We start from the raw sequence: 22,877 nt of genomic DNA, 5'->3' as shown, positions 1-22,877 counted from the left end.
CCACGCGTGTTGCCGGAAGCGCCCCTCTACCGTTCCCCGGCCGATCCCTTCCGTAACGAACGAAAGACACTCATGGCGAACATCAAGTCGCAGATCAAGCGCATCGGCACCAACAAGAAGGCGCAGGAGCGCAACAAGGCCGTCAAGAGCGAGCTCAAGACGGTCATCACGGCCACCCGCAAGGCTGTCGCCGCGGGCGACAAGGCTGCGGCCGAGACCGCCCTCGTCAAGGCCACCAAGAAGCTCGACAAGGCTGTCAGCAAGGGCGTCATCCACCAGAACCAGGCCGCCAACCGCAAGTCGGCGATCGCGAAGCAGGTTGCCGCGCTGTAATTCAGCCGCACAACGTCAACGGGCCCCACATCTTCGGATGTGGGGCCCGTTTTCTATGTGGAGCGAGCCGGGGTTAGCGGGCGCCGCGAGAAGCGATCACACCCACCAGACGTTCCAGCGAATACACCGGGTCACGGCCAGCACCCTTTACCTCCGCGTCAGCCGACGCGAGTGCGGAGATGGCGCGCGCGAGCCCCTCGTCTGACCAGCCCTGCAGGTCGCGGCGAGCACGATCCACCTGCCATGCCTGCAACCCGAACTGGCGGGCAAGGTCGTTCGACGACCCGCGCGACCCCGCAAGCTTCGCCATGGTACGAATCTTCATGGCGAACGCCGCAACCATCGGCACCGGGTCTGAGCCCGACGACAAGGCGTGCCGCAACAACCCGAGGGCCTCGCCCGCGCGCCCCGCGATCGCGGCATCCGCGACCGCAAAAGCGGTGACCTCGGAACGGCCGGAGTAGTACTTGTCGACGACTGCCTCGGTGATATCGCCATCCGTGTCGGAGATGAGCTGGCGGCACGCAGCGGCTAGCTCGGCAAGATCGTCGGTGAACGCTGCAACGAGAGCACGCACAGCACCTGCAGTGACCTTGCGCTTGGCGGCACGAAACTCGGCGTTCGCGAAGTCGATCTTGTCGCCCTCCCGCTTGAGTTCGGCACACACCACTTCGATGCCGCCGCCCCGCCCCGAGCGAATCGCATCGAGCAACTTCTTGCCGCGCACCCCTCCCCCATGACGCAGCACCACAACCGTGTCGTCAGCAGGAGCGCTGAGGTACGAAATCGCCTCTTCGAGGAACGCGTCAGTGCACTTCTCCACCTGGCTCACCCGGATGAGACGCGGCTCGCCGAACAACGACGGGCTCGCGAGAGTGAGCAGCTGCCCGGGAGCGTACTGGCCAGCGTCGATGTCGGACACTTCGAGGCTGGGATCCGCCGCGCGCATGCCGTCGCGAAGCGCGCGAACAGCGCGGTCGGCGAGAAGAGTCTCGGGGCCGGTCACCAGCACCACAGGAGCTTGCGTCACCGCATGCCACGCCACCTGCGAGATCACCGATTTCGATGCCTTCGATGCAACCGCCATGGCGCCCCCTCTACTGCTCACCCTCCAGCCTAGTGAGCGGCTCGGACACCGTCGCGCGGGTCGCTGACGACGACGGCGCCCCTGACGGCGACTCTGGCGCTGAGGGCAGAGGTCGCTTTCGCGACTTCTTACGCGGAGGCACGAAGAGAATCCAGGCGATGAGTGCGGAACCGCCCACGAACCAGACAGCCCACCAGGGGAATCCGAGCGGCACACCGTCACCGGAGATCGTCTGCTCGAGCGGCCCGGCGTCTGCATCCGGAATCCGTTCCGCATGCACGAGAAGGCGGTGGCTGTTCACACCCACGGGGGTGCAGGTGAACAAGGTCACCCAGTCCTCCCCCTCGATGATCCGCAACGATTCTGTGTTGCCCGGTTCGACCATCTCGATCTCGCGAACGATGTAGTGGTGATCCTCGCCGAGCACCGAGATCCAGAACGTGTCGCCCACCTTGGCAGCGTGCAACGGAGTGAAGAGAGCCGCGTGCGGAAGCCCACTGTGCGCGGTCAACACCGAACGCGTCGACGGTCCACCGACCGGCAACGACGTGCCATACATGTGGCCGACGCCCTGGGAAATGGCCTCCTCGGACGTGCCGTGGAAGATGGGCAACGCAATGTTGACGGCAGGAAAATTGAGCGTGCCGATTGCGTCGGTGCCGCTCACACGCAACATCTCCTCGTACGCCTGATAGAGCTTGCTGCGCTCCTGCGCGTCTTGCGACATCGAGATGTAGGGGTCAGTGAGGGGGCCCGGCTCCAGCTGATCGTTATACGCGTACGCCGCATCGAGGATGCGCTCACGCTCCTCAGACGGGGTGCTCTCGACTTCGCGCACATACCCCGAGATCTCGGAGTTGTGTCCGATGCTGTTCACCCAGTTAGCAGCATCGGGATACACGAGCAGGCCGATCGCGACCATCGCTGCGAGTTGCAGGACGACATTGACGAGCGTGTGGCGCTTCTGCGATTGCGGGCGCGCGGTGGTGGCCGTCACAACGTGTGCGCTGATTCGCTCTGGCGCTCCCGGCGGCGAGCAACGAGGAGAAGGCCGCCACCGATCAGCACCGCGGCGAGCAAAGCGGTACCCGCCACCTGCGCGCCGGTCGTCGCCAGATCGTTCGAATCCTCCACCTCAAAGGCGAGAGCCTTCGCGTTGATGACGGAGTCGATTACGCCGGGAAGTGGCCGATCGTCTGTCCACTTCCAGCCGGTGGGCACACACGAGGGCACAGCCCAGTAGTGACGGTAGAGCGGGTCGCTCGCCTCGCGGTCCAAGCCATCCACGAATGCGCTGAACCGCAAGCCGTTCACATTCAGCAGGCCGTTGGCATCGGTTCGCCACTCGCTCACGCCGTTGACAGTGATCGGATTGACCCGATCACGCGCATCTGCTTCGCTCGCGTACACCATGAAACAGGCCCCAGCGACAGGGTTCCACGGCTTCCCGCGCTCCGTCGCTTGCACCTTCAACGCGCCCCACTTAGTGAGGTTCTGAGCTTCAACAGGGCCGGGGGCACCCTCAGCGGCATCGATGATCGCCTTGCTGGGATACAGCGAGGCTTTCACGACAAGCTCGCCCTCTCCCAGAACCGTGGTGGGGAATTCCACGAGCACGTGCGAGCCCGTGTGCTGCGCGAGCAGCGTCCGCCCCGACTCCGTGAAGTCGACGGTGAACGTCAGACCGTCGGGCGAGAGAGAGACCGTGTAGTGAACGCCACCCTCAAGAACAGGCGCTCCAGAGGCGCCGAAAGCCACGCGGACGCGCGCCGTGCCGTCGACGAGATCAAGCTTCGGATCGATCTCGTGAACGATCCGGTAGCCGTCGATGGTCGGCATGCGCGGGATGTCGGCGCGCGCGGTCCACGTGACTTCGTCGCCGAGCGCCCGTGCGTTCGCATCCGACACATCGAGCGTCAGGCGCGCCGGTGCACCCTTCGGATACACGTGCACAGTCGACAGCCATCCGCCACGGTCAGTGGGGTGAGTCATGGGAAGAGCGACGAGGAACGGAGCGGCACCGACATACCCGGCGGGCGTGACCGTCTCCTGAACGTAGTAGAGACCAACGGCGAGCGGTGACAGCGTGGTGAGGCCGTCTGAACCGGTCGTGCCAGTGGCATCGGGAGATGCCGAGGAGATCAATGCCGCCGCATCAGACGGAGTCATCGCGGCAGCAGCACGCTGACCTTCGGGCGTCATGACATCGACGCCCGGAACGCGGGTCGCGCTGAAGCCAGCTCCCGCAACGGGACTGAAGCCCGCCGTGTCGAGAGGGAGACCGTCGGCGGCGAGGCCCGGATCGACCGGTTGCTCGAGTTTGTGAACAACGATTGCCGTGACCTGATCCGGATCGATCACGGGAAGAAGCGGGGCAGCGTGCGCGGCAACCGCCCCGGAAGACACCGCGATCGCAGTGAACATCGCGCCCGCAGCGACCGCGACGGCACGGAAAAGAGAGGTCGTCATCCAGCTTCCCCTTCTCTCGGGGCGCCAGCGGCATGCGCTGCCGTCGAAATCGCCACGCGGGAACGAGGCTTCACGAGCAGCACAAGCGCAAACGCGCCTGAAGCCCCCACAAAGATGACGGACCACCACGGGAAGCCCGCCGCCTTGCCGTCGCCCGCGACTTCGCGCGCGTCAGCCGAGAAAGCGTCATCCGCCAGGCGAACGCCGCGAACCAGGATCCGGTGACTGTTGACCCCAATGGGAGTGCACGTGATCAGCGTGACGTAGTCACGGCCGTCGACCACCTCGAGCGAACTCGTCTGGTCCGGGAGCACCGTTTCGATCTGATCGACGCGATACGTGTGCGTCTCTCCGAGCACCATGACGGTGAACGTGTCGCCGATCTGCGCGCCCGTCAACGGCGTGAAGAGCTCTGCGTGCACGAGTCCCGAATGCGAGGTCAGCACGGAGTGCGTCGACGATCCGCCGACCGGGAGCGAGCTGCCGTACAGATGGCCAACGCCGCGCGAGAGGATGTCATCGCTCGTTCCGTGATAGACCGGCAACCCGATTCCCAGACGCGGGTATGACATCTCGCCGATGACGCCGTTGGCGCTCACACGGAGCACCTGCTCGTAGGCACGGTACGCCGTATCGGCATACAGACCCGGGTCGTCCTCCCCCGGACTATAAGGATCGCGCAGCAACCCGGGCGGCATGAACGAGTTGTACCGTTGCGCGGTTTGCAAATGCTCCAGACGTTCCGCTTCCGGCAACGCCTCAATGGCGCGAACGTAGCCGGAGACCTCCGCGTTGTGGGCGAGAGTGGCGAACCAATCGGCTGCTGTCGGATAGAGCAACGCACCAATCCCCACCATCGCGCCCACCTGCAACGCGACCGGCGCCCACATCGCCTTCGCCGACGTGCGCCTCCGCACCCTGGGCCCTCCCGCCCGGCGCCGGCCGGAGACGCCGCGTGAGTCAGCACGGTGCATCACGTTGACGTTCACGATCGGCGCCTCCTTCCGGTGCTTCAAGGGAATCGAGAGCGAGTCCGGATCCCGCACGATGGCGGGATCCGGACAGGGGGTGTTACTCCGCAGTCACTGCCTGAGCGCGGCGACGACGCGCAACGAGCAGAACGACAGCGAGGAGAGCAATACCGGCGATGGTGAGGAACGCCGTGCCCGTGCCACCGGTGAGCGGCAGAACGAACGCGCCAGTGTTGTGCTGGTTCGTCACCTCGAACGCTGTCGCGCTCGCGTCGGTGCTGGTGATGGTGAACGCGATCGGCTCTGCGAGAAGCTGGTGGCCCGCAAGCGCCTCAACCTCGACCAGCCAGTAGGTCTGGTACTTCGGGTTGTCAGTTGCCTTGTCTGCCTCGACATCGGTCTGGTTACCCGACGCGTCGAGGAAGGGAAGCTGTGCCTCTCCATCAGCGAAGTTGCTGAAGCGCAGACCCTCGAGCACGAGCTCGCCGCTGGCGGGAGTCGTCCAGGTTCCGGTCGCCGCGTCGTAGTTGTCGGTGTCAACAGCCGGCATCAGCGGGTTGGTCTGTGCGAGCGCGTCGGCCTCCGAAGCGAATACACGGAACTGAGCGCCGGCGAGCGACGCAGCGGCGTCGGTGCTGACCTTGTTCAGCTGGGTGCTGCCGTACTTCACCTGCGACGGGGTTGCCGGGAAAGGACGGTTGTTCGTGATCGCGTTCTGGTTCGGGAAGAAGTTCGCGTTGTTGGTGATCTCGTCAGCGGACTGCACCGTCGTGGTGAGGGTGACTTCCACCTGAGCGGTGGCGTCAGCGTTGACCGCTTCTGCAAGCTTCGTGAGACCAGCAGCTTCGAAAACGATGCGGTAGGTGGTCTGGCCGGTCACCGAGAGGTCGCGAACGACCGCGTAGTCGGTTCCTTCGGTGAGGGCTGCACCAGCGACGGTCACCACGATGCCACCGTTCGCACCTTCGACGAAGGCGGGCGCCAACGTGAGCTGCTCGTCAACGAGAGTGTCGTCGATGCGGTAGGCATCGGGGGCAACGAACTGCGGGTTCGTGGCCGAAACCGGCTCGCTGCCATCGAACGAGGGGTTCTGGAGCAGCGGGATGTCGGTTGCGATCGTCCAGTCGACGGTCTCACCGACGGTCAGCACAGACGCGTTGTCCACCGTCTTCACGGCCGTGACGGCCGCGTTCTTCGGGTAGATGTAGATCGTGTCCATCCAGGCGTCCCGGTTGACCGGGTCGGTCATGGGAACAGCAAGCAGGAACGGCGCCGAGGCAGTCACGCCCGCAGGCATGGAGCTCAGGTTCTCCTTGACCAGGTACAGACCGCGCGGCAGGTCGTCCCACCGAATCTGACCAGCCGTGCCCGCCGCCCCGGTGACCCCGGTGGTGGGGACTACCGCGGGCGAGGCGGCGTCGATGGAGCTCTGCGCTGCCGACGGTGTGAGCTGAGCGGCAGCCTGCTGCCCGGCGTTGGTGCCGATGTCGTTTGCGCCGTCCTTACCGGTGCCCGGCACGAGGTAGGCCTCGAACGTGACGCCGTCGATGCGCGAAGCAGGGTCGTAGCTGTCCCACTCGGTGCCATCACCGGGGGCACCCAGCGGCGTCTGCTGCTTGAGCTTGGTGATGATCACGTCACTGGACTCGGGGGCCGGTAGCGGCGGGGCCGCGAACGCGGCCGCCGAACCGCCCAGCGCGAGAGCGGCTGCGGTGAGCAGCGCACCCGCACCTGCGGCGAGGTTCTTGGTGGTTGTTCTCATGATTCCCTTTCTTGAGAAGAGGTTGTTGGTGTGAAACCCGCTCATTGCGCGCGGGTGGTCAATGGGTGCGAACGGCTTACGCACGCTCGTGATCGTGAGGTGCGGCGGCCGTGCGGCGACGCCACCACCACGCACCGATGACAGCCAGTAGCAGGACCGCTCCGCCCGCGAGGCCGAGAGGCAACGTGCCTGTTCCTCCTGCGAGCGGAAGCTCGCGCATCTTCACGTCGAAGATCGGCATGCTCCATCCGGTGGGCATCACGCACGCCGGCTGGTTGTTCGCAGGAAGCGCCCACGCGTCGGCACACATCGCGCGAAGCTTCAACCCATCCGCCGTCGCAGCAGCGAGTCCGCCCAGCTGGGGTGTTCCACCGGGCAACGTCGGCTCCGGCTCACCCTCGCCCACATACGGGAGGGAGAGGCGGCCCTGGTACTCGTACCAGTTCGGATGCCCGGGGAAGAGCCCGCCCGTCGTCGCGGATGCATCAGGTGCAACCCAGATCTTGAACGGAGCGGCCAACAGCTGGTGCTTGTCGGGCGCCACCATCTCGGCGATCCAGTAGGTGCCGTGACGCCCCTGGCTCGGATCCGACGGATCGTTGAGGGCGCTCTCGGTACGCCACTTCGCCAGCGGAGCGAGACCGTTTGCCGCCAGATCACCACCGCGAATATCCTTCGCGCGCCACGAACCAGGCGCCTGCCCGTCGTCGAGCTCGGGGCCCTGGAGCTCGAAGAACAGCCCACACTGGCTGAGCTCCGGCCGGAACCCCGGCGATGTGGAATGGAGGTTGTTCGCGAAGTTGTAGGCGGCACGCACTCGGTTCGCCTCTTCGATCGACCGATACGTCGCCGAGTCCTTGCCGATGTCGAGCACCTTCGCGCCCGAGTCGACTCCAGTGAGCGTGCCCACAGCGTGCAGCGGTTCGCTCATCGGGTCTTGCGGATTCGGGACGGCGTAGCCCGCCCGGCAGAGCCAACGCGAGGCGATCCCTGCAACCGCATCCGCCTGCGTGTCGGCGAGGACGAACGTGCTCCCCACGAGGTTTTGCCCGGAACCGCCCACGCCCTCGTTGGAGCTCTTCTTCCAGATATGGAAGTAGCTCTCCCCCAGCGCGTGGAAAGTGGTGCACTCGTCAGGCATCTCGACGAGCGCAGCGAGCTGCGGAGCCGAACAGGTGGTGGGCTGCACGGCACGCCCGCCGATGGTGGCCGCGCCCGCCGTCGCGGTGTTCACCCACGTTGCACTCGACAACGCAGACACGGGAGCCGTGCCGTTGGCGAGGTACTGCAGCTCGGGGTTTGCCGGGCTCGCAACCTTTCCACCCTCGACCGCGTAGCCGACAATCGCGTACGCGACCTTCTGACCGTTGATGGCGGCGGGGATCGTGAACGACGGCGTCGTGAAAGTCCACTGCCCGTTCGGGAACGGGGTGCCGTCAGTGAAGTCGGCGTCAAACGCCGCCGGGTCACCCGAGGCACCAGGCTTGAGGCCGAAGACGGGCTTTGGCCCTGTCGCCGCGTTCCAGACGATGTCTCCACCCGCGATGTGGGAGTCGTTCGCCGTGTAGAAGCTGATGCCGTAGGGCACCGTAACAGCGGGGGGAGCGGTGGGGTCCCACAGCGTTGCGGCGAGCGTTTCCGTCATGTCGTCGACAAGCTGCACGCCCGTCATCGTGCTGCCGCTGAAGTTCTGAATCTTCACGCGGTAGTAGATGTTTCCGCCGCTGTGGATCATGGCGCCGTCTTCCGGCTGCGACCCCTTCGACACCGACCACGCAGCGATCGGATGATGGGTGCAGCTGGAGTCGATGACGGGAGCTCCCGTGCTCGGGTCAGCGCACACAGCAGGAAGCGGCGCACCGGTCGGCACGAGGTAGTTATTCAGCGCGAACCCAACACGGTTGGGGACGTCGGTGACGCCCGACTCTCGCTCATATCCCTCAGCGCGATCCGTGGAGCGCACATCATTCGCAAGCGTGGTGACGCGGAACCAGACAGTCCGAGTAGAGCGCGCCGGCAGCGTACCTTCGAAGGCCACCGTCGGATCCGCTGCGGTGTGCCGATCCGTTACGGTGATGCCGTTCGGGGACGTTGACGCTGCCGAGTATCCCGCTTCCGCGCCCGTGCCGTAGCGGAAGCTCCCAGCCACGAACGTTGCATCGTCGAGCACATCGGCGAGGTAGTCAGTGTGATCCACGGTCATCGGGGCGCTGCCCTGAGCGTTATCGAACGTGATCCGGTAGTAGACGTCGCTCTGCCCCGCTACCGCTGTGCCCCAACCCAGGAGGTTGCTCGCAGCAGCGTCTGGCGCCGTGAAGGCATCCTTCTTCACCACGAGTCGGGGTTCGTTTGCCGTGTTGCGGAACGTGCACCGCAGGTCATTCCCCTTCGCGACTTTGAGTCCCGTGGAGGAAACCTGGCCTTCAGTGTTGATGGTCTTTGTGAATGCCGTGTTCGGGAACGCCGTTGAGCCGCTGTTCGCCACACAGGTGATGTCGGTCCAGTCGTAGCCGTACAGCCAGGGGTTGTTGTGTGGCCCTGTCTCACTGAACGAGTAGACATCGGCAGGGTTCGCACTGTTGGCGGCGATAGGGAGCTTCACCCCTGTCGCGCCCGGCGCCACACCCGCGGCACTCGTCTTCGATGTCGTCGCCGCAAAATCTCCGGCGCCCGCGACAGCAAGAGTGAAGTCTGCGGCAACGTTGGTGGCACCGGTTCCGGCCTGCTGAACATCCTTGACGAGCGTGATGTACGGGGGCGTGTACGTGACGGTGCAGTCGATGTATTCGCCCGGCCGCAACACGAACCACGCGGTGTTAGTCGCCGGCGGGGTGGGGCTCGTTTGCGACGATTGCGGTCCCGGCCAGTACACGGTCGTGGGGCCACCCGTTTTTATGCACTGCCACGTCTGGGTGTACGAGGAGTCCCACTCGTTGGGCACCCCCGAAAGATTCAGCTGAGTGCCGCTTGCCGGGATCGGGAACGATGGGTTGACCGAACCGGACAGGCTCGTAGTGCCGGTGGTCGCCTCGATCGGCGCAAACCCGGGGGCCGAAGCACGCGCACCGAACTCTGCCGAGATCGGGGCGCCCGTGGAGTCGGGAACGCGGTGCGCGACATCAACCGTGAGGTTGACACGGCCGATCAACACACCAAAGGCGACCCCCTGGATGCCTCGGCCGACCATCGTCTGAGTCACGCTCCAGTCGGTGGTGGGTTGAGCCGGCGGCAACACGTTGAGCATCACGGCACCTGTTTTGTTGCCCGCCGTAGAGCCGGTGCAGTTCACGGGGTTCGGGGCAGTGAGGGAAGCCCACTGGTTGCGGTAGTTGGTAGATGTCTCGCCGTTGCAGACGTTGTTACCCACAGCCGCCTGGCGGCGCGCGTTGTTCGACGTCGCGCTGGAGAATGCCGTCGAGTTGTTCGGCAACCATCGCATCGCACTCGCGTTGCTGTGCGAGAAACGGATCGACTCGCCGTCGTCGGTGCTTTCCGCGTCGGCCATCACAACCGAGTAGCCGCTCACAGGCGTGCCTTCCGACGACATCCTGATCTGCTTGAGAGTGATCGTCGTGGTGCGGTTTGCTGCAGTTTCGGCCGCACGGTCGGTGCGTTGGTAGAGCGCAGGGAAGCCTGTCGTTCCCGTGTAGAAGCTGTTCCCCATGTACGCACCCGCGTACGTGGGCAAGACGTGTGACTGCACGTGCTGGGCAACCGATCCAGCGGGCGCGGAGACGTCGAGCTTCGCGCTAAAGACGTAGCTGCTGTTTGGAAGCGGCACCTCGATGGGGAAGTTGGTGACGTTGCCGTAGTAGCGGTTTCCATCGGCGAACAGCCCGGCACGCGCGGCGTTCCGAGCAGCGGTGACGGCCGCAATACGTCCTGCGGCGACCGAGTTGCCGCTCGCGCTGCGTGTTTCGGTGCGGCTCCCGTAGGCCGCGCCCATCGCGCTCGCCCAGGTGACCGTTGCGGTGCAGTTCGTGCCGTTGCAAACGATTTGGTTGTCGGGCGTCACGAAGGTCTCGACCCACTCCGTCGAGAAGGGGGTCTTCGTGGCGCCGTTCATGTAGGCGAAGTCGAACCAGCACAGGGTGTCCTTGTGCTGTCCCGTGCCGGTGTCGCCGTAGCTGCAGCTAATCGTCTCGGCCGCAGCGAAAGGAGAAATATTGGCAGGGCTGGCCGTCGAAGTGGCCTGCGCGAGCACAGGGTCCTTGACGGCGGTCGTCGCCACGGCCGCGTCTCCGATCGGAGCCGCAAAACCGACGAGCACACTCATCAGGAGTGCAAGCAGAAGCGCGCCGCTACGTTGCATTGGTAGCAGATCCCCCCTTGCTGACGTTCGTCATCGCTGTGGATGGCGCGCGAAAGAGCACGCCAATGGCACGGCGAGACGGCGGTCAGACCACCTCGAGCCGTGGCATTCCCCACCAGCGCTGCGCAGCAGCTACCTCCCGTGCGGGCACGGGAGTCTAGGGTTTGGAATCGCTTCGGGTGAAGCATCCGTCGGGTAACGGATTCATATTCGGGTGTTGTGTGCGCTCAGATTTCGGGTCTGGGCGCTGCGGATGCCGGGTAGCACGACCGCTGCTGGGGTAAGCCCTCTCAGGCTACGTCTGCGGAAGTGAGCAGATCGCCGTTATCACGCGATGTGAGTCCGGATTACTACCCCGATTAGTACGTTGGTGATGCGTCAACTACGCGAGAGAGCAAAGTGGGGCTATAGCGCGAGGTTGTGGCCAAAGGCGAACGCCGACAACTCATCCCGCGACGAGACATTGAGCTTCTTGTAGATGCTCCGCGTCTGCACTTTGATCGTGTGCGCAGAGAGAAACTGCTCTGCCGCGATCTCCGGAATGGACTTGCCCGAGACCAGCAACCGGAAGACCACCAGCTCGCGTTCCGTCAGCGCATCGAGGCTCGCGGTCTCTTCAATCAGCGAAACCCGTGGGAGCGAATCACTTACGTCGTCGAAGCCATGCATGGCGAGAGCCTCCCGCACCGCGTCAAGGTCGCGCTGCGCCAACAGCCCGAACTCGAAACGCACCCCCGACTGGCGCGCACTACGCCCCAGAGATGACGCCGCACGCTGCTGCACGGCGAAGTGGCGGTCACCGTCTGACGCAATTCCCTGAACACGCAACAGAGCCGCGAGAGCGATCGACGCCATCTCGACCTCCGCGCGGGGCGACACCTCCGTCGGGTCGATATTCCGGATCTCCTGCAACGCCACCCCCGGAGCATTGCGCGTCAGCGCAACACGAGCCAGCGCAATGGTGACTTCGGGTGTGTCCTGACGCGCGCGTTCCTTGCGCAGCATCATCTCGGCGCGAGCAACATTGCCCTGCGCAAGCTCAAGAACCGCGCGTGCGGGAGCCAACGCCGCGCGGAAATGAGGAAGCTGCGACGAACCCGGGTGCAAGTGCGCCGCCCGCGCCAGCTCTGCAACGGCTGCCCCCGGCCCCTCACGCAACAACGCGATGGCGGCGTCAACGCGCGCGATCTCGACCCAGTTCTCAATCGTCCGCCGGTCAATCTTCAACCGTGCCATCTGCTGTTCGGCGGCCTCCGCGTCGAGGCGCTCGAGCGCGAGGATCGACTCAGCAAGCACGTAATACGCACCCGCATAGCCTTCCCGGCTCATCGCATCCGCGCGACGGGAACGCATGGCGCTCACGTGCCGACGCGCCTCAGCGAGGTCTCCCCGCATCGCAAGAATTCCGGCCAACAACGAGTCGCAGTTGTCACTCAGTTCGGGGGCGGTGAGCTCGGAGATCGCCAGGCCGTCCTCGAGGATGAGCACCGCACCATCGGTATCGCCGTTGAAAACGAGCGAACGCGCTACCTGGGCATACAGCGCGGACGCACCCGGCATTGCGGCAAGCTGCACTCGCCCCGCGGAGCGGAGGAACCGCGCGGCACGCAACGCTGCCGTTTCGGCACGATTGCCGATGCGCATGATGCGATAGATGGCGGCTTCGGTCACCAGAAGGAGCAGCTCGTCCATCTCGTGCAGACGGCCCTCGCGCGCGTGGGCGCGGGCCGCTCGAAGCGCCTCACCGAAGTAGAAAACAGCATTCGGGCGACGCAGACGGCTTGGCAGAGACACGGCTGCCAGCAGCAAAAGAATCAGGGGTTCTGTGGAGCGATCCGATGACGGGATGCGATGCAGAATCTCGCGAACCCGCTCGTAGTCGCCCGGGATCAGTCGGTACCAACCGGCGCGAATCGTCGCCGCAACCTCGGCCGTATCGCCGCGCTCGACGAGCGCGGCGAGCTCAGCGCACGCAGCCATATGGTGGGGATCTTCGGAGGGCACGAACCGGCCACTCCAGGGGTCCGGCGCCTCCGCTGCGACGTCGGGTGTCGGATGCGGCATTGCCTGAGAATCGAGCTCCCACACGCTCGGAGCCTTTTCCTCGATGTTCACATCATCGTGTGCGAGGGACGCAGCAGATGCGCGCGGGAACGGAACATCCAGCACAGCTAATCCCACTTCTCCGTCATGTCATCAACCACTGCGAGCCTAGCCGCGTTCTGTCCACACACCAGACGGCCCCACCAGTACGAGCCCGTGCAGGTCGCTGCGAAACACGGCTGTTCCTGAATCGGCGAGCGCGGTGAGTGCGGAAGGTGACGGGTGACCGTACGTGTTGCCCTCCCCTACTCCGATCAGAGCGACACGCGCGGCTGCCCGAGCAGTGATGGCAGCACTCGAATCGGCCGAACCGTGGTGAGCGACTTTGAGGATGTCGACGGGACCCACCGTGTGACGAGCACCGAGCCGTATCTGCTCCTCTTCGCCAAGGTCACCCAGCAGAAGAGCGCTCAGGCAGTCGACGCATCCGGGCCCGGGCTTCACCATGAGCGCGACGCTCGCTGCGTTGCCGCTTTCTGCGCCGCGCGACGGCGGCCACAGGACCGTCCAGCTGTGGGACCCGAGGGTGCCGTCGAGTCCGTCAGTCGCCGTGCGCACCTCCGCTCCGGATGCCCGCAAACTGTCGACCACCGCAACGTCTTCGGGGTCGCGCATGGGGCCGACAAGAACGGTTGACACGCGACCCAGCACAGCCTCCACGCCGCCCACATGGTCGGAGTCGTAGTGAGTGAGCACGAGGAGGTCGATGTGCGAAATCGCAAGACGCGCGAGACACTCCTCGACGAGTACCGGGTCGGGCCCGGTGTCGACCACCGCAACCCGCTGAGCTGATCGCACGATGAGCGCGTCTCCTTGGCCCACGTCACACAGGGCGAACTGCCAATCCGTCGGTCTCGACAGCACATCGGCGATACGCGACACCGCTGGCGTTGCCGCTACGGCCACGATCGCCGCTAAGGATATGCGAGCTGCCGCCCACCGCCACCGCGACGCCGGCGGCGCCAGAAATGCGGTGAGCGTCAGTGCAGTGAGCGCCGCGAGTGACAGGAGACCGGCTGCACCCTCAGCCCAGGGCAGTTGGGCCCCGGGGAGGCCCGCCGTGAACTCTGCGACCGCGGCGATCCACGCAGCTGGTACCCACGCGATTGCCGCCAACGCCCCACCCAGCGCTGGCGCAAGGGGAGTAACGAGGCACGCGATGAGTCCGATCACCGTGCACATCGGAGCAGCAGGGGCAGCGAGCACGTTGGCCAGCACACCCCACGTCGCGATGGAAGGGCTGAGCAGGATGAGCACTGGCTGACAAGCCAGCTGTGCGGCGAGAGGTACCGCGAGCACAAGGGCAAGTGCGCGTGGCATCCACCGCGCAAGCACGTTCGCCAGCGGTGCCGCCAGCAGCAGCAACCCTGCGGTGGCGAGTACGGAAAGCGCGAAACCGTAGGACCGCGCGAGCCACGGATCGACGACGAGCAGCCCCACGATCGCAAGGCACAGCACAGGCACTCCCTGCATCGGCCGACCAGAGACCAGCCCTACGAGCACCACCGCCGCCATCACCGAAGCCCGCAACACGCTGGGCTCTGGGGTGACCAGAACCACAAAGCCCAGAAGCGCGAGCAACGATATGACCACGCGGGCTCCGCGCGGAGCCCCCATCGCGGCCGCAAGCGCGAAGACAGCGCCGACGACGATCGCGCAGTTCGCCCCCGAGACAGCGGTGAGATGGCTCAGGCTCGATGCCTTCATATCGGCATCGAGGCCGTCCTCCACCCGGCTCGTATCACCCACCGCGAGGCCCGGAAGCAATTGAGCCCCGCGGCCCGGCAAACCGGCTGCGAGTTCTCGAAGACCGGCGCGCAGGTGCGAGGCGGCATCGAGGATGGGCGGCGCGTGTGCCAGGCGCTCCCCCGCCCTTTCGGCGAACGCCAACAGGGTCGCGTCGTCTGCGGGCTCTGTCGCCACAACGCGCGCGGTGACGGCCCATGATTCGCCGATCTGCGGTTCGGATTGCACCGAATCGCCCTGTTCCTGCTCAGCGAGAAACACCACGCTGGACGCCCAGCCCGGATGCGTCGTTTGCGCAAGGCCCACGTCGGCAGTGACGCGCCCATCCGTTGCCTGTCCCGTGATCACCGCCACCAGCTCCACCACAGCACCCCTACTTGCGGCTTCTGCCAGGGCCTGAGGCAGACGGTCGGGCGCGCGCATGGCCACCGAGTGTGCAACGATCGCCGCACCCGTGAGCGCAAGCACCACGGGGAGCCACAGTCGCCAGCGCCCACACACGATCGCACTCACGAACGCGCCCGCCCACAGCACACCCACAACCCAGCCCAGCGGAGCCTCTGCCGGAAATCCGATCACCACCCCCGCCGATGCCCACGCTCCGAGAGCAGCGGGCACCAGGCGAAGGTCGCCGGCCCGAAACCGTGCGCGAGGTGCTTCGTGCTTCGTTTCCGGGCGCGGATCCGTCACGGGGCAACCAGCGGGCGCAGCGCTTCGAGAGTCTTCGAGCCGATTCCTGAAACAGAAAGCAGGTCGTCGGCCGACACGAACGGCCCGTGTGCCGTTCGGTGCTGGATGATGCGATCGGCCATCGCCGGACCAATGCGCGGGAGGGTCTGCAGCGTTGCGGAGTCCGCGGTGTTGAGGTCGACCCGTCCGTCGTGCGCGAGCCCCGGCGTGACGCTCGCGCTTGCCTCGTCTCCCTCAGCTGGCACGACCAGTTGCTCGCCGTCGGTGAGAGGCCTTGCAAGGTTGACAGCTGCCGGATCAGCGTCGGGGGTAAGCCCTCCCGCAGAGGCGACGGCATCGATCACGCGGTCGCCCGCCCGCAATTCGTAGACTCCGGGTCGCCCCACTTCGCCCGCGACATGCACGATGATCCCGGCTTCGGCTACCGCTACGTCGTGTGCCGACTGTGCACTCATCGAAGCCGCCGGAAGGTCGTGCGTCTGCCCGCGAGGCGCCAACGCCGTCGTGAGCACAGCGATCGCCGCCCCGGCGAGCACGATGACGAGCGCCACCCCGACTCTGCGGCGTATCCGGGCGCGGAGGATGCCGGGGTCGGGGTGGTCGCTCACCCACGCAGGCTACGAACCAGCGCGGCAGTGGTCACCGAGTGATGCGCGTATCTGCGGTGGCGCCCACCACCCGGTGGCCTGGGGAGGACTGGAGGTTCAGCTCGCGGCGGCGAAGTGCTCGGTGAGCACATCGACAAGCTGCGGAACAACCGCGACGGGGATCGTGTGCCCCACGTTCGGCAGCAGTTCGAGACGCGAACCGGGGATCGCGGCAGCGGTGTCTTCGCCGCCCGACACGTCGATCATCGGGTCGGCGTCACCGTGCACGACAAGCGTGGGCACAGTGATCGCACCGAGACGCTCGTGGCGGTCGCCATCCGCCTGAATCGCCGCCAACTGGCGTGCGGTGCCTGCGGGACGCAGGCCCCGCTCGAACGCACGCAACGCCGTCTCGCGTGCGAACTCGAGCTCGACGTAGTGCGGGCCAGCGATCGACTCGTGGTGCCGGATCGCGTAGTCGAGGAACTCGTCAAGGTTCTCGCTGGGAGCATCGGTGCGGAAGATCCACTTCGACACTTCGTGCGGGCGGCCCACGCCACGGCGACCCGTGGTCGACATGAGCGAGGTGAGGCTCGCCGTGATCTCGGGCGCTGCCATCGCCACATGCTGCGCGATCATTCCGCCCATCGAGATGCCCAGCACGTGAGCATTTTCAACACCCAGGTGCCGCAGCAGATCAACAAGGTCGAGCGCCATATCGCGGATCTCGTACTCATCCCCCGCGACGTTGCTGAGCCCGCAGTCGCGGTTATCTGCCGAGATCACCCGGTATCCGCGACGCACCAGTTCGGCGGCGAATTCCGGCTGCCATTCGATGCGCTGCATGCCGAGACCCGCGATAAGCAACACGGTTCCGCGGTCGCCCGCGACAGTGTCGATGTAGTTGATGCGGCGGTCGGCGTCGGTCCAGGTGGAACCCACCGGGTCGAGGGTCGGGAATACGGTGAAGTCGGTCATGCCAAGTCTTTCGTGCAGTGGTTTCGGGTCACGCGGATGCGGTGCGCGCGTCGATCAGGAACGCCGCGACCTCATCACGCAAGGAGCTGAGAGCAGCGTCAACACCGTGCGTTGTGGGACCGGGGAGGGTGTGGTCGGAGTAACCGCGTTCGTGCAGTGAGGCTGCGCCCAGGTGCATGAACTCGGCGATCTCTTCGGCACGACTGGCGTCTTTGTAGAGGATCGACGCCGCACCTTCTGGGGCGATTACCTCAAAGACGGAGTCGTCCTGCATCACGAGTCGGTCGGTGGCCGCGAACGCCATCGCACCTCCAGAGCCGCCCTCGCCACGGTGTTCTTCCGCGCGGACGGCACCACGAACGACATCCCGCTCAACGCCCGATCCACGGGCCCCTCGTTCTCGGTGCTGCGCCGTGTGCCTCGCCGCATCTGCGTCGTGTCGGGGAAGAGCCGTCTGCTGGCTCTGCGCGGGGCGCTCGCGGCGGGGCTCGTCACGGACCTCGTGATCGATGAGCCGAGCGCGTCCTGGCTCGTGCGCAGCATGTCTGCCTGAGCGCTCGCGTGCACGTTCGCGCAACTTTGCTGCACCTTCGCTCACGTTCGAATCCCGTCCCGCGATTCCCCCCGGTCAGCGAGGCAATGTGCGCGCGCGGAAGCGGGTAATTGGACGGTGTCTAACTTTTTGTAGACTGAGTACATGACGCGTCACACTCCACCCCGCCGCACCGCACCATCGCGCCTGCGAAGCATCGCCGTCCTCACTGCCGCCGCCTTCGTCGGTGCGAGCCTCATCGCACCGACGAGCGCACCGCGCGCGGAGGCGGCTCCGGCGCACCGCCACACCGAGAGCTTCACCTCCCCCACAGGCACCACCTGGGTCGCCCCCGCAGGTCTCACCAGCATCCGCATCTCCGTCGCCGGTGCGCGCGGAGGCGCCAACATGTGGGGAGGCGGCGGAGGCTCCGGCGACATCGTCACGTTCGAGCTTCCCGTCACCCCCGGCGACCGCTTCACCTTCTACGGTGCGACCGACGGCGACGGACGTGACGGCGGCAAGGGGTGGGTCAGCGGAGGAAAGGGCGGCGACAAGTCCGGCTCGGGCAAGGTCGGCGCCGGCGGTGGTGGCGCGGGCGCGGTCATGCGCAACGGTCAGCTCATCGCCGTCGCGGGCGGCGGCGGTGGCGGCGGCGGCGGCTCGTGGGTGAGGGGCGACACCGTCGGCGGCGACAACATGATCGGAGGAAACGGCGGAGACGCAGGCCTCAGCGGCAGCTCCGGACAAGCGCACAAGGGCACCCACCCCGGCGCCGGCGGAGCAGGGGCAGCCCGCGACTTCGGCAAGGGCGGCGGCAACGCCAGCTCGGCCGCGAGCTTCTCCGAAGGTGCCGGCGGAGGTGGCGGCGGAGGCGGCTACGCCTCCGGAAACGGCGGCAGCTCGGGCAAGAAGTTCAACGGCCACGGCGCCGGAGGCGGCGGAGGCGGCGGATCCAGCTGGACGGCGCCCGGCATCACTCCCACCATCGAGAAGAACGAGAACTTCGAAGGCTACGCCATCGTGAGCTGGGAGGCTCCCGTCGAGCTCACCGCGCAGGTTCTCTCCCCCACCATCCAGGCCGGCGCCCCCGTCTATCTGCGTGTCTCGGCGGTCGAAGCCGGCACGACCACGAACGTCTACGGAGAGTTCCGCATCCTCGACGGAACCACCCGCATCAAGAGCTGGTATGGCTACTCGCAGGTCGTCGAGCTGAACCTCACACCCGGAACTCACACCATCGAGGTGACCCACTGGGAGATCATGGGCTCCACAACGCGACAGACCCTTGAGATCATCGTGCCCGAACCGCTGCTGCAGGGGGGCCTGGGCGAGCCCGAGCAGGTGGCCATCGACCTCGACACCGTGCCCAGGAACGTGCCGCACGACACGGCTCTGACCATCTCCGGGCGCCTCATCGGCGCGCTCGGCGGAACGCCTGCCGGGGTCAGCGTGCGCGCCGGGTGGGGCGACACCGCAGGGCACACCACGACCGACGGCGCGGGTCAGTTCACGATCTCCCTGCCTGCGCCCGGAACGGTCGGGTCCCATGAACTGCACCTCACGACAGAGGCGAACGCGCTCTTCGCCGCTGCTCCCCTGCTCACGCTTCCGGTCACGGCGATCGACGAGATCTCGACCGTCACGCTGACCCCGTCCGCCACGACTCTCGTCTACGGGCAGCCGCTCGACGCGACCGTCTCCGTGACGGCCACCGGAACGGGAACCCCGAGCGGTCTCGTCGTGCTCGCCGACCAGGAGGACCTCATCGCCATGGCTGCGCTCGACGCAGATGGCGAAGCCACATTCACCGACGTGTTCGTGCACCCTGGAACCACCGAGCTGCGCGCCCTCTATGCGGGCGACGAGGTGCACGCGGACGCCGTCTCGGATCCGGTCGCGCTCACCGTGACCGATGCGGCCACGACCACGACGCTCACCGCCTCGAGCCACACCGGACACGCGGGCGACCTCACCGCGATCCGCGTGACCGTGCAGGCCGAGGCGGGCAGCGTGCTCGAACCGGCCGGACACGTCGAGCTGCTCGTCGACGGCGAGGTGTTCGACACCGCCTCGATCGGATCCGATGCCGACACGACCGCGCGCGACGGCCGCGTCGTGTACGACTTCGACACCACCGAGCTTCCCGCGGGCGACCTCACCCTGCAGGCGCGCTTCGTGCCGGGGGCGGGCTACCAGGCTTCGCAGTCGGATACCGTTCCGCTCACGCTCGACGCGCACCAGGTGCGCCTGTTCGTGAGCCCTTCGAGCATCGAGATCACCGACGGCGACACCGCGATCATCGCGGGTCATGTTGAGGTGCTCGGTCACGAGAACGGCGGCCTCACGCGCCAGACTTCGGGTGCTCCCGAGGTCGCGGGAAGCCTCGTCGCGTTCCTCGGCGACGACGTCGTCGGCGCCGCGCACGTCGACCCCGCCACCGGCTCCGCCGAGCTCGAACTCGCCGGTCTGCCGGTCGGGAGCGGATCGCTGCGGATCGCGTTCATGCCCGATACGGTCGCGCTCGACTCCGCCCAGACCGAGCTCGCCTACACGGTGCTGGCGGCGGCGACACCTGCGCCGACACCTGCGGCCACACCTGCGGCCGCACTAGCGACGACCGGCGCATCCGGCAGCGAATCGCTCATCGCGATCGCGGCAGCGCTCATCGCCCTGCTCGGCGCGGCGCTCATCGCCACCCGTCGTCGCCGCGCCGCGCTCACCGCCGAGGTGACCTCACGATGACACACACAATCCGCCGTCCGCGCACACGCACACTGGCAGCGACAGCTGCCGTGGCGATCGCGGCGGCGCTCACCGTCGCCCCCGGCACCGCCGCACAGGCGCAGCCGCTCGTGATGCTGAGCGAGACGATCACCGCCACGAGCGGATCCACCTGGGTTGTGCCGCAGGGCGTCACGGAGGTGCAGATCGAGATGAGCGGCGCCAGCGGCGGCAGCTCTGCCGGAGTGCCCGGCGGCCATGCGCACCGGATCACCTTCGATCTCGCGGTGCGGGCAGGTGACCGCCTGACCGGCTACGGCGCCACCGCGGGCGGCGTGACGAGCGCGGGTCGCGGCTACATCAACGGCGGCAAGGGCGGTGACCGCTCCGACCCCGCACAGAAGGGAGCCGGAGGCGGCGGCGCCGCGGCGCTGCTGAAGAACGGCAACGCAGTCGCGATCGCCGCCGGTGGCGGCGGCGCGGGCGGCAGTTCGAAGAAGTGCACCGTCGTCGCGGATTGCGTGGTCGTCGGCGGCTCCGGCGGCAACGCCGGCGCTCCCGGTGAGCCCGGGCAGGCTGTCCGGGGGACGCACCCCGGCAACGGCGGAAGCGCCGCCGATCGTGCAGGCAAGGCCGGCGGCGACGGCAGCGGCGCAGCCTCCTTCTCGGGTGGAGGCGGCGGTGGAGGCGGCGGCGGTGGTCTCGCCTCCGGGTCCGGCGGAAGCTCCGGCAAGAAGTTCGACGGCGCAGGCGCCGGTGGAGGCGGCGGCGGTGGTTCGAGTCTCGTCCCCGCCGGTGGGCTCCTCGAACTGAGAATCGGCGCCGACGGGTTCGTCACGATCCACTACCCGGCGGCCGTTCAGCTGACCATTTCGCAGCTCTCCCCCGAGTCGTTCGCAGGCGCCGCGACCTATGTGCGTGTGTCGGCGACCGAGCCGACCCACGGATCCGACATCTCCGGCACCTTCCGCGTCAGCGTGAACGGCACCGAGGTGAACCGCTGGTCGGGGGTCAGTTCCATCATCGAGCTGACGCTCGCAGCGGGCACCCACACGGTCGACGTCGAGCACCGCACATCGTCAGGAACGGTCACGCGCGCCACCACATCGATCACCGCGCTCGCACCCCTGCTCCAGGCTCAGCCGGGCGAGCTCCAGACGGCGATCCTCGACCTCGACGAGATCCCCACCCGTGTCACCGCAGGGTCCGTCCTGACGCTGACCGGCACGGTTGTGGCGACCGACCTCACCCCGCTCGGCGGAGTGAGCGTGCGGGCCGGTCTCGGCGCCACGCCCTACTTCGACACCACGGGCGCAGATGGGCGCTTCAGCATCAGATTCAGCGCACCTTCGACGCTCGGGGCGCACGTCGTTCACATCACCAGCGACGAGGACGCGACCGTCGCGGCCACCCCGCTGCTGGAGCTTCCCGTGCAGGTCGTGAACGACGACGCGCGGGTGACGCTCACGGCCTCGCCGTCAACGCTCGTCTTCGGCCAGCCGACCACGGTCACCGTGGCTGTGAGCGCCCTCGATGGCACCCAGGTGAGCGCCCCGACCGGAACCGTGCTCATCGCCGACCAAGACGGTCTCGTCGCGGTCGGCTCCCTCGGTGCAGACGGCGCCGTGACCCTCGACGATGTGTTCGTGCACCCCGGAACCACCGAGCTGCACGCCCACTACGCGGGCGACAGCAACTTCGGCCACGGCTCCTCCGATCCGCTGCCGATCACGGTGACCACAGCTGCCACGGCGACGACGCTCGCCGTGTCGCCCGCCACGGGACGCGTCGGCGACCTCATCGCGATCCGCGCGACGGTATCTGCGCAGGGCGGCAGCGTGCTCGAGCCTGCCGGTCATCTGGAGCTGCTCGTCGACGACGAGGTGTTCGCTGTCGCCTCCATCGGAGAAGACGCCGATCCGACACCGAACGATGGCACGGTCGCGTACGACTTCGACACCGCTGAGCTCCCTGCGGGCGACGTCACGCTCACCGCGAGGTTCGTTCCGGGAGCCGGATATGGCGCCTCAGAATCCGCGCCCCAGTCGCTCAGCCTCACCGCATACGGCACGCACCTGTTCGTGAGCCCCTCGAGCATCGACATCGCCGAAGGCGACACCGCGGTGATCTCGGCGCACGTCGAGGTGATGGGCGTGGGCGGTGAGCTTCACCGGGCAGGTGGCCCGGCGCCGGAGGGAAGTCTCGTGGCGTTCCACGACGATGAGGTGCTCGGCGTCGCCGAGTTCGACCCGCAGACGGGCACCGCCGAGCTGCATCTCGACAACCTCCCGAGCGGCACGGGCACGCTGCGCCTCATGTTCGCGCCCGACACGCACGGACTCATGATGTCCGAGGCTTCGGTGCCGTTCACCGTGGCGTCCACAGCGCCCGCAGAACCCGAGACGCCTGGCACTCTGCCCACCACCGGCGTCGCCGTCCCCACGGGAGTCATCGCGGTCGCCGCAGCTCTCGCTCTGCTCCTCGGCTGCGTGCTCACCGCCATGCGCCGCCGCGGCGCGCGCATCTAGCGCGCACAGGACAGGGCCCCGCGGATCACTCCGGCGGGGCCCTTTCTGCGTGCGG

Annotated in this window: 15 protein-coding genes; 4 read left to right on the top strand and 11 right to left on the bottom strand. The window is 66.9% G+C overall.

Going from position 1 to position 22,877, the window contains the following annotated elements; genetic code table 11:
• Positions 1-72 precede the first annotated feature (72 nt).
• Positions 73-333, top strand: a complete 261-nt coding sequence (rpsT, locus tag HCR12_RS05320) for a 30S ribosomal protein S20 (RefSeq protein ID WP_166869256.1) — start codon at positions 73-75, stop codon at positions 331-333.
• A gap of 73 nt (positions 334-406) precedes the next feature.
• On the opposite strand, the gene holA is transcribed toward rpsT, so the two are convergent.
• From holA to HCR12_RS13650, 11 genes are all read right to left on the bottom strand, one after another.
• Positions 407-1,420 carry a DNA polymerase III subunit delta gene (gene holA, locus HCR12_RS05315; protein WP_166869258.1) on the bottom strand — a complete coding sequence of 338 codons (1,014 nt, stop codon included), beginning with the start codon at positions 1,418-1,420 and terminating at the stop codon, positions 407-409.
• A gap of 10 nt (positions 1,421-1,430) precedes the next feature.
• Positions 1,431-2,417 (bottom strand): class C sortase, encoded by a 987-nt coding sequence (locus HCR12_RS05310; protein WP_224763687.1) that lies wholly within the window; start codon positions 2,415-2,417, stop codon positions 1,431-1,433.
• A complete protein-coding gene (locus HCR12_RS05305) occupies positions 2,414-3,889 on the bottom strand; it encodes a SpaH/EbpB family LPXTG-anchored major pilin (protein WP_166869261.1) in 1,476 nt (491 codons plus the stop codon). The genes HCR12_RS05310 and HCR12_RS05305 overlap by 4 nt, the downstream gene beginning before the upstream one ends.
• A complete protein-coding gene (locus tag HCR12_RS05300) occupies positions 3,886-4,878 on the bottom strand; it encodes a class C sortase (protein WP_224763686.1) in 993 nt (330 codons plus the stop codon). The genes HCR12_RS05305 and HCR12_RS05300 overlap by 4 nt, the downstream gene beginning before the upstream one ends.
• Positions 4,879-4,960: 82 nt before the next feature.
• Positions 4,961-6,622 (bottom strand): SpaH/EbpB family LPXTG-anchored major pilin, encoded by a 1,662-nt coding sequence (locus tag HCR12_RS05295; RefSeq protein WP_166869264.1) that lies wholly within the window; start codon positions 6,620-6,622, stop codon positions 4,961-4,963.
• 76 nt (positions 6,623-6,698) lie between these two features.
• Positions 6,699-10,898: a hypothetical protein gene (locus HCR12_RS05290; RefSeq protein WP_166869266.1), complete on the bottom strand. Its 4,200-nt coding sequence runs from the start codon at positions 10,896-10,898 to the stop codon at positions 6,699-6,701.
• Positions 10,899-11,339: 441 nt separating this feature from the next.
• The gene (locus tag HCR12_RS05285; protein ID WP_191412361.1) at positions 11,340-13,103 is read right to left on the bottom strand and encodes a LuxR C-terminal-related transcriptional regulator; all 1,764 of its coding nucleotides are present in this window, start codon (positions 13,101-13,103) and stop codon (positions 11,340-11,342) included.
• A gap of 42 nt (positions 13,104-13,145) precedes the next feature.
• Positions 13,146-15,401 carry a ComEC/Rec2 family competence protein gene (locus HCR12_RS05280; RefSeq protein WP_166869270.1) on the bottom strand — a complete coding sequence of 752 codons (2,256 nt, stop codon included), beginning with the start codon at positions 15,399-15,401 and terminating at the stop codon, positions 13,146-13,148.
• Positions 15,402-15,469: 68 nt separating this feature from the next.
• Positions 15,470-16,024, bottom strand: a complete 555-nt coding sequence (locus HCR12_RS05275) for a ComEA family DNA-binding protein (RefSeq protein WP_224763685.1) — start codon at positions 16,022-16,024, stop codon at positions 15,470-15,472.
• Positions 16,025-16,177: 153 nt separating this feature from the next.
• Complete coding sequence (locus HCR12_RS05270) at positions 16,178-17,038, bottom strand: alpha/beta fold hydrolase (protein ID WP_166869273.1); 861 nt, start codon at positions 17,036-17,038, stop codon at positions 16,178-16,180.
• Positions 17,039-17,066: 28 nt separating this feature from the next.
• The gene (locus HCR12_RS13650) at positions 17,067-17,342 is read right to left on the bottom strand and encodes a hypothetical protein (protein ID WP_224763745.1); all 276 of its coding nucleotides are present in this window, start codon (positions 17,340-17,342) and stop codon (positions 17,067-17,069) included.
• Between the two features lie 27 nt (positions 17,343-17,369).
• On the opposite strand from HCR12_RS13650, the gene HCR12_RS13645 reads away from it, so the two are divergent.
• The 3 genes from HCR12_RS13645 to HCR12_RS13770 all read left to right on the top strand — a co-directional run bounded on the left by HCR12_RS13645 (position 17,370) and on the right by HCR12_RS13770 (position 22,822).
• Positions 17,370-17,591, top strand: coding sequence for a sugar-binding domain-containing protein (locus tag HCR12_RS13645; protein ID WP_370589335.1), 222 nt, complete (start codon positions 17,370-17,372; stop codon positions 17,589-17,591).
• Between the two features lie 144 nt (positions 17,592-17,735).
• Positions 17,736-20,315 (top strand): Ig-like domain-containing protein, encoded by a 2,580-nt coding sequence (locus HCR12_RS13755; RefSeq protein WP_166869275.1) that lies wholly within the window; start codon positions 17,736-17,738, stop codon positions 20,313-20,315.
• On the top strand, positions 20,312-22,822 hold the full coding sequence (locus HCR12_RS13770) for an Ig-like domain-containing protein (protein WP_166869276.1): 2,511 nt from the start codon (positions 20,312-20,314) through the stop codon (positions 22,820-22,822). Before HCR12_RS13755 ends, HCR12_RS13770 begins: the two co-directional genes overlap by 4 nt.
• Positions 22,823-22,877: the final 55 nt, after the last annotated feature.

Origin of the sequence: Salinibacterium sp. ZJ70 (assembly GCF_011751865.2) — a bacterium.
GTDB lineage: Bacteria > Actinomycetota > Actinomycetes > Actinomycetales > Microbacteriaceae > Homoserinibacter.
The sequence above is the reverse complement of the archived record's forward strand: the minus strand, read 5'-3'. Positions and strand labels throughout refer to the sequence as shown.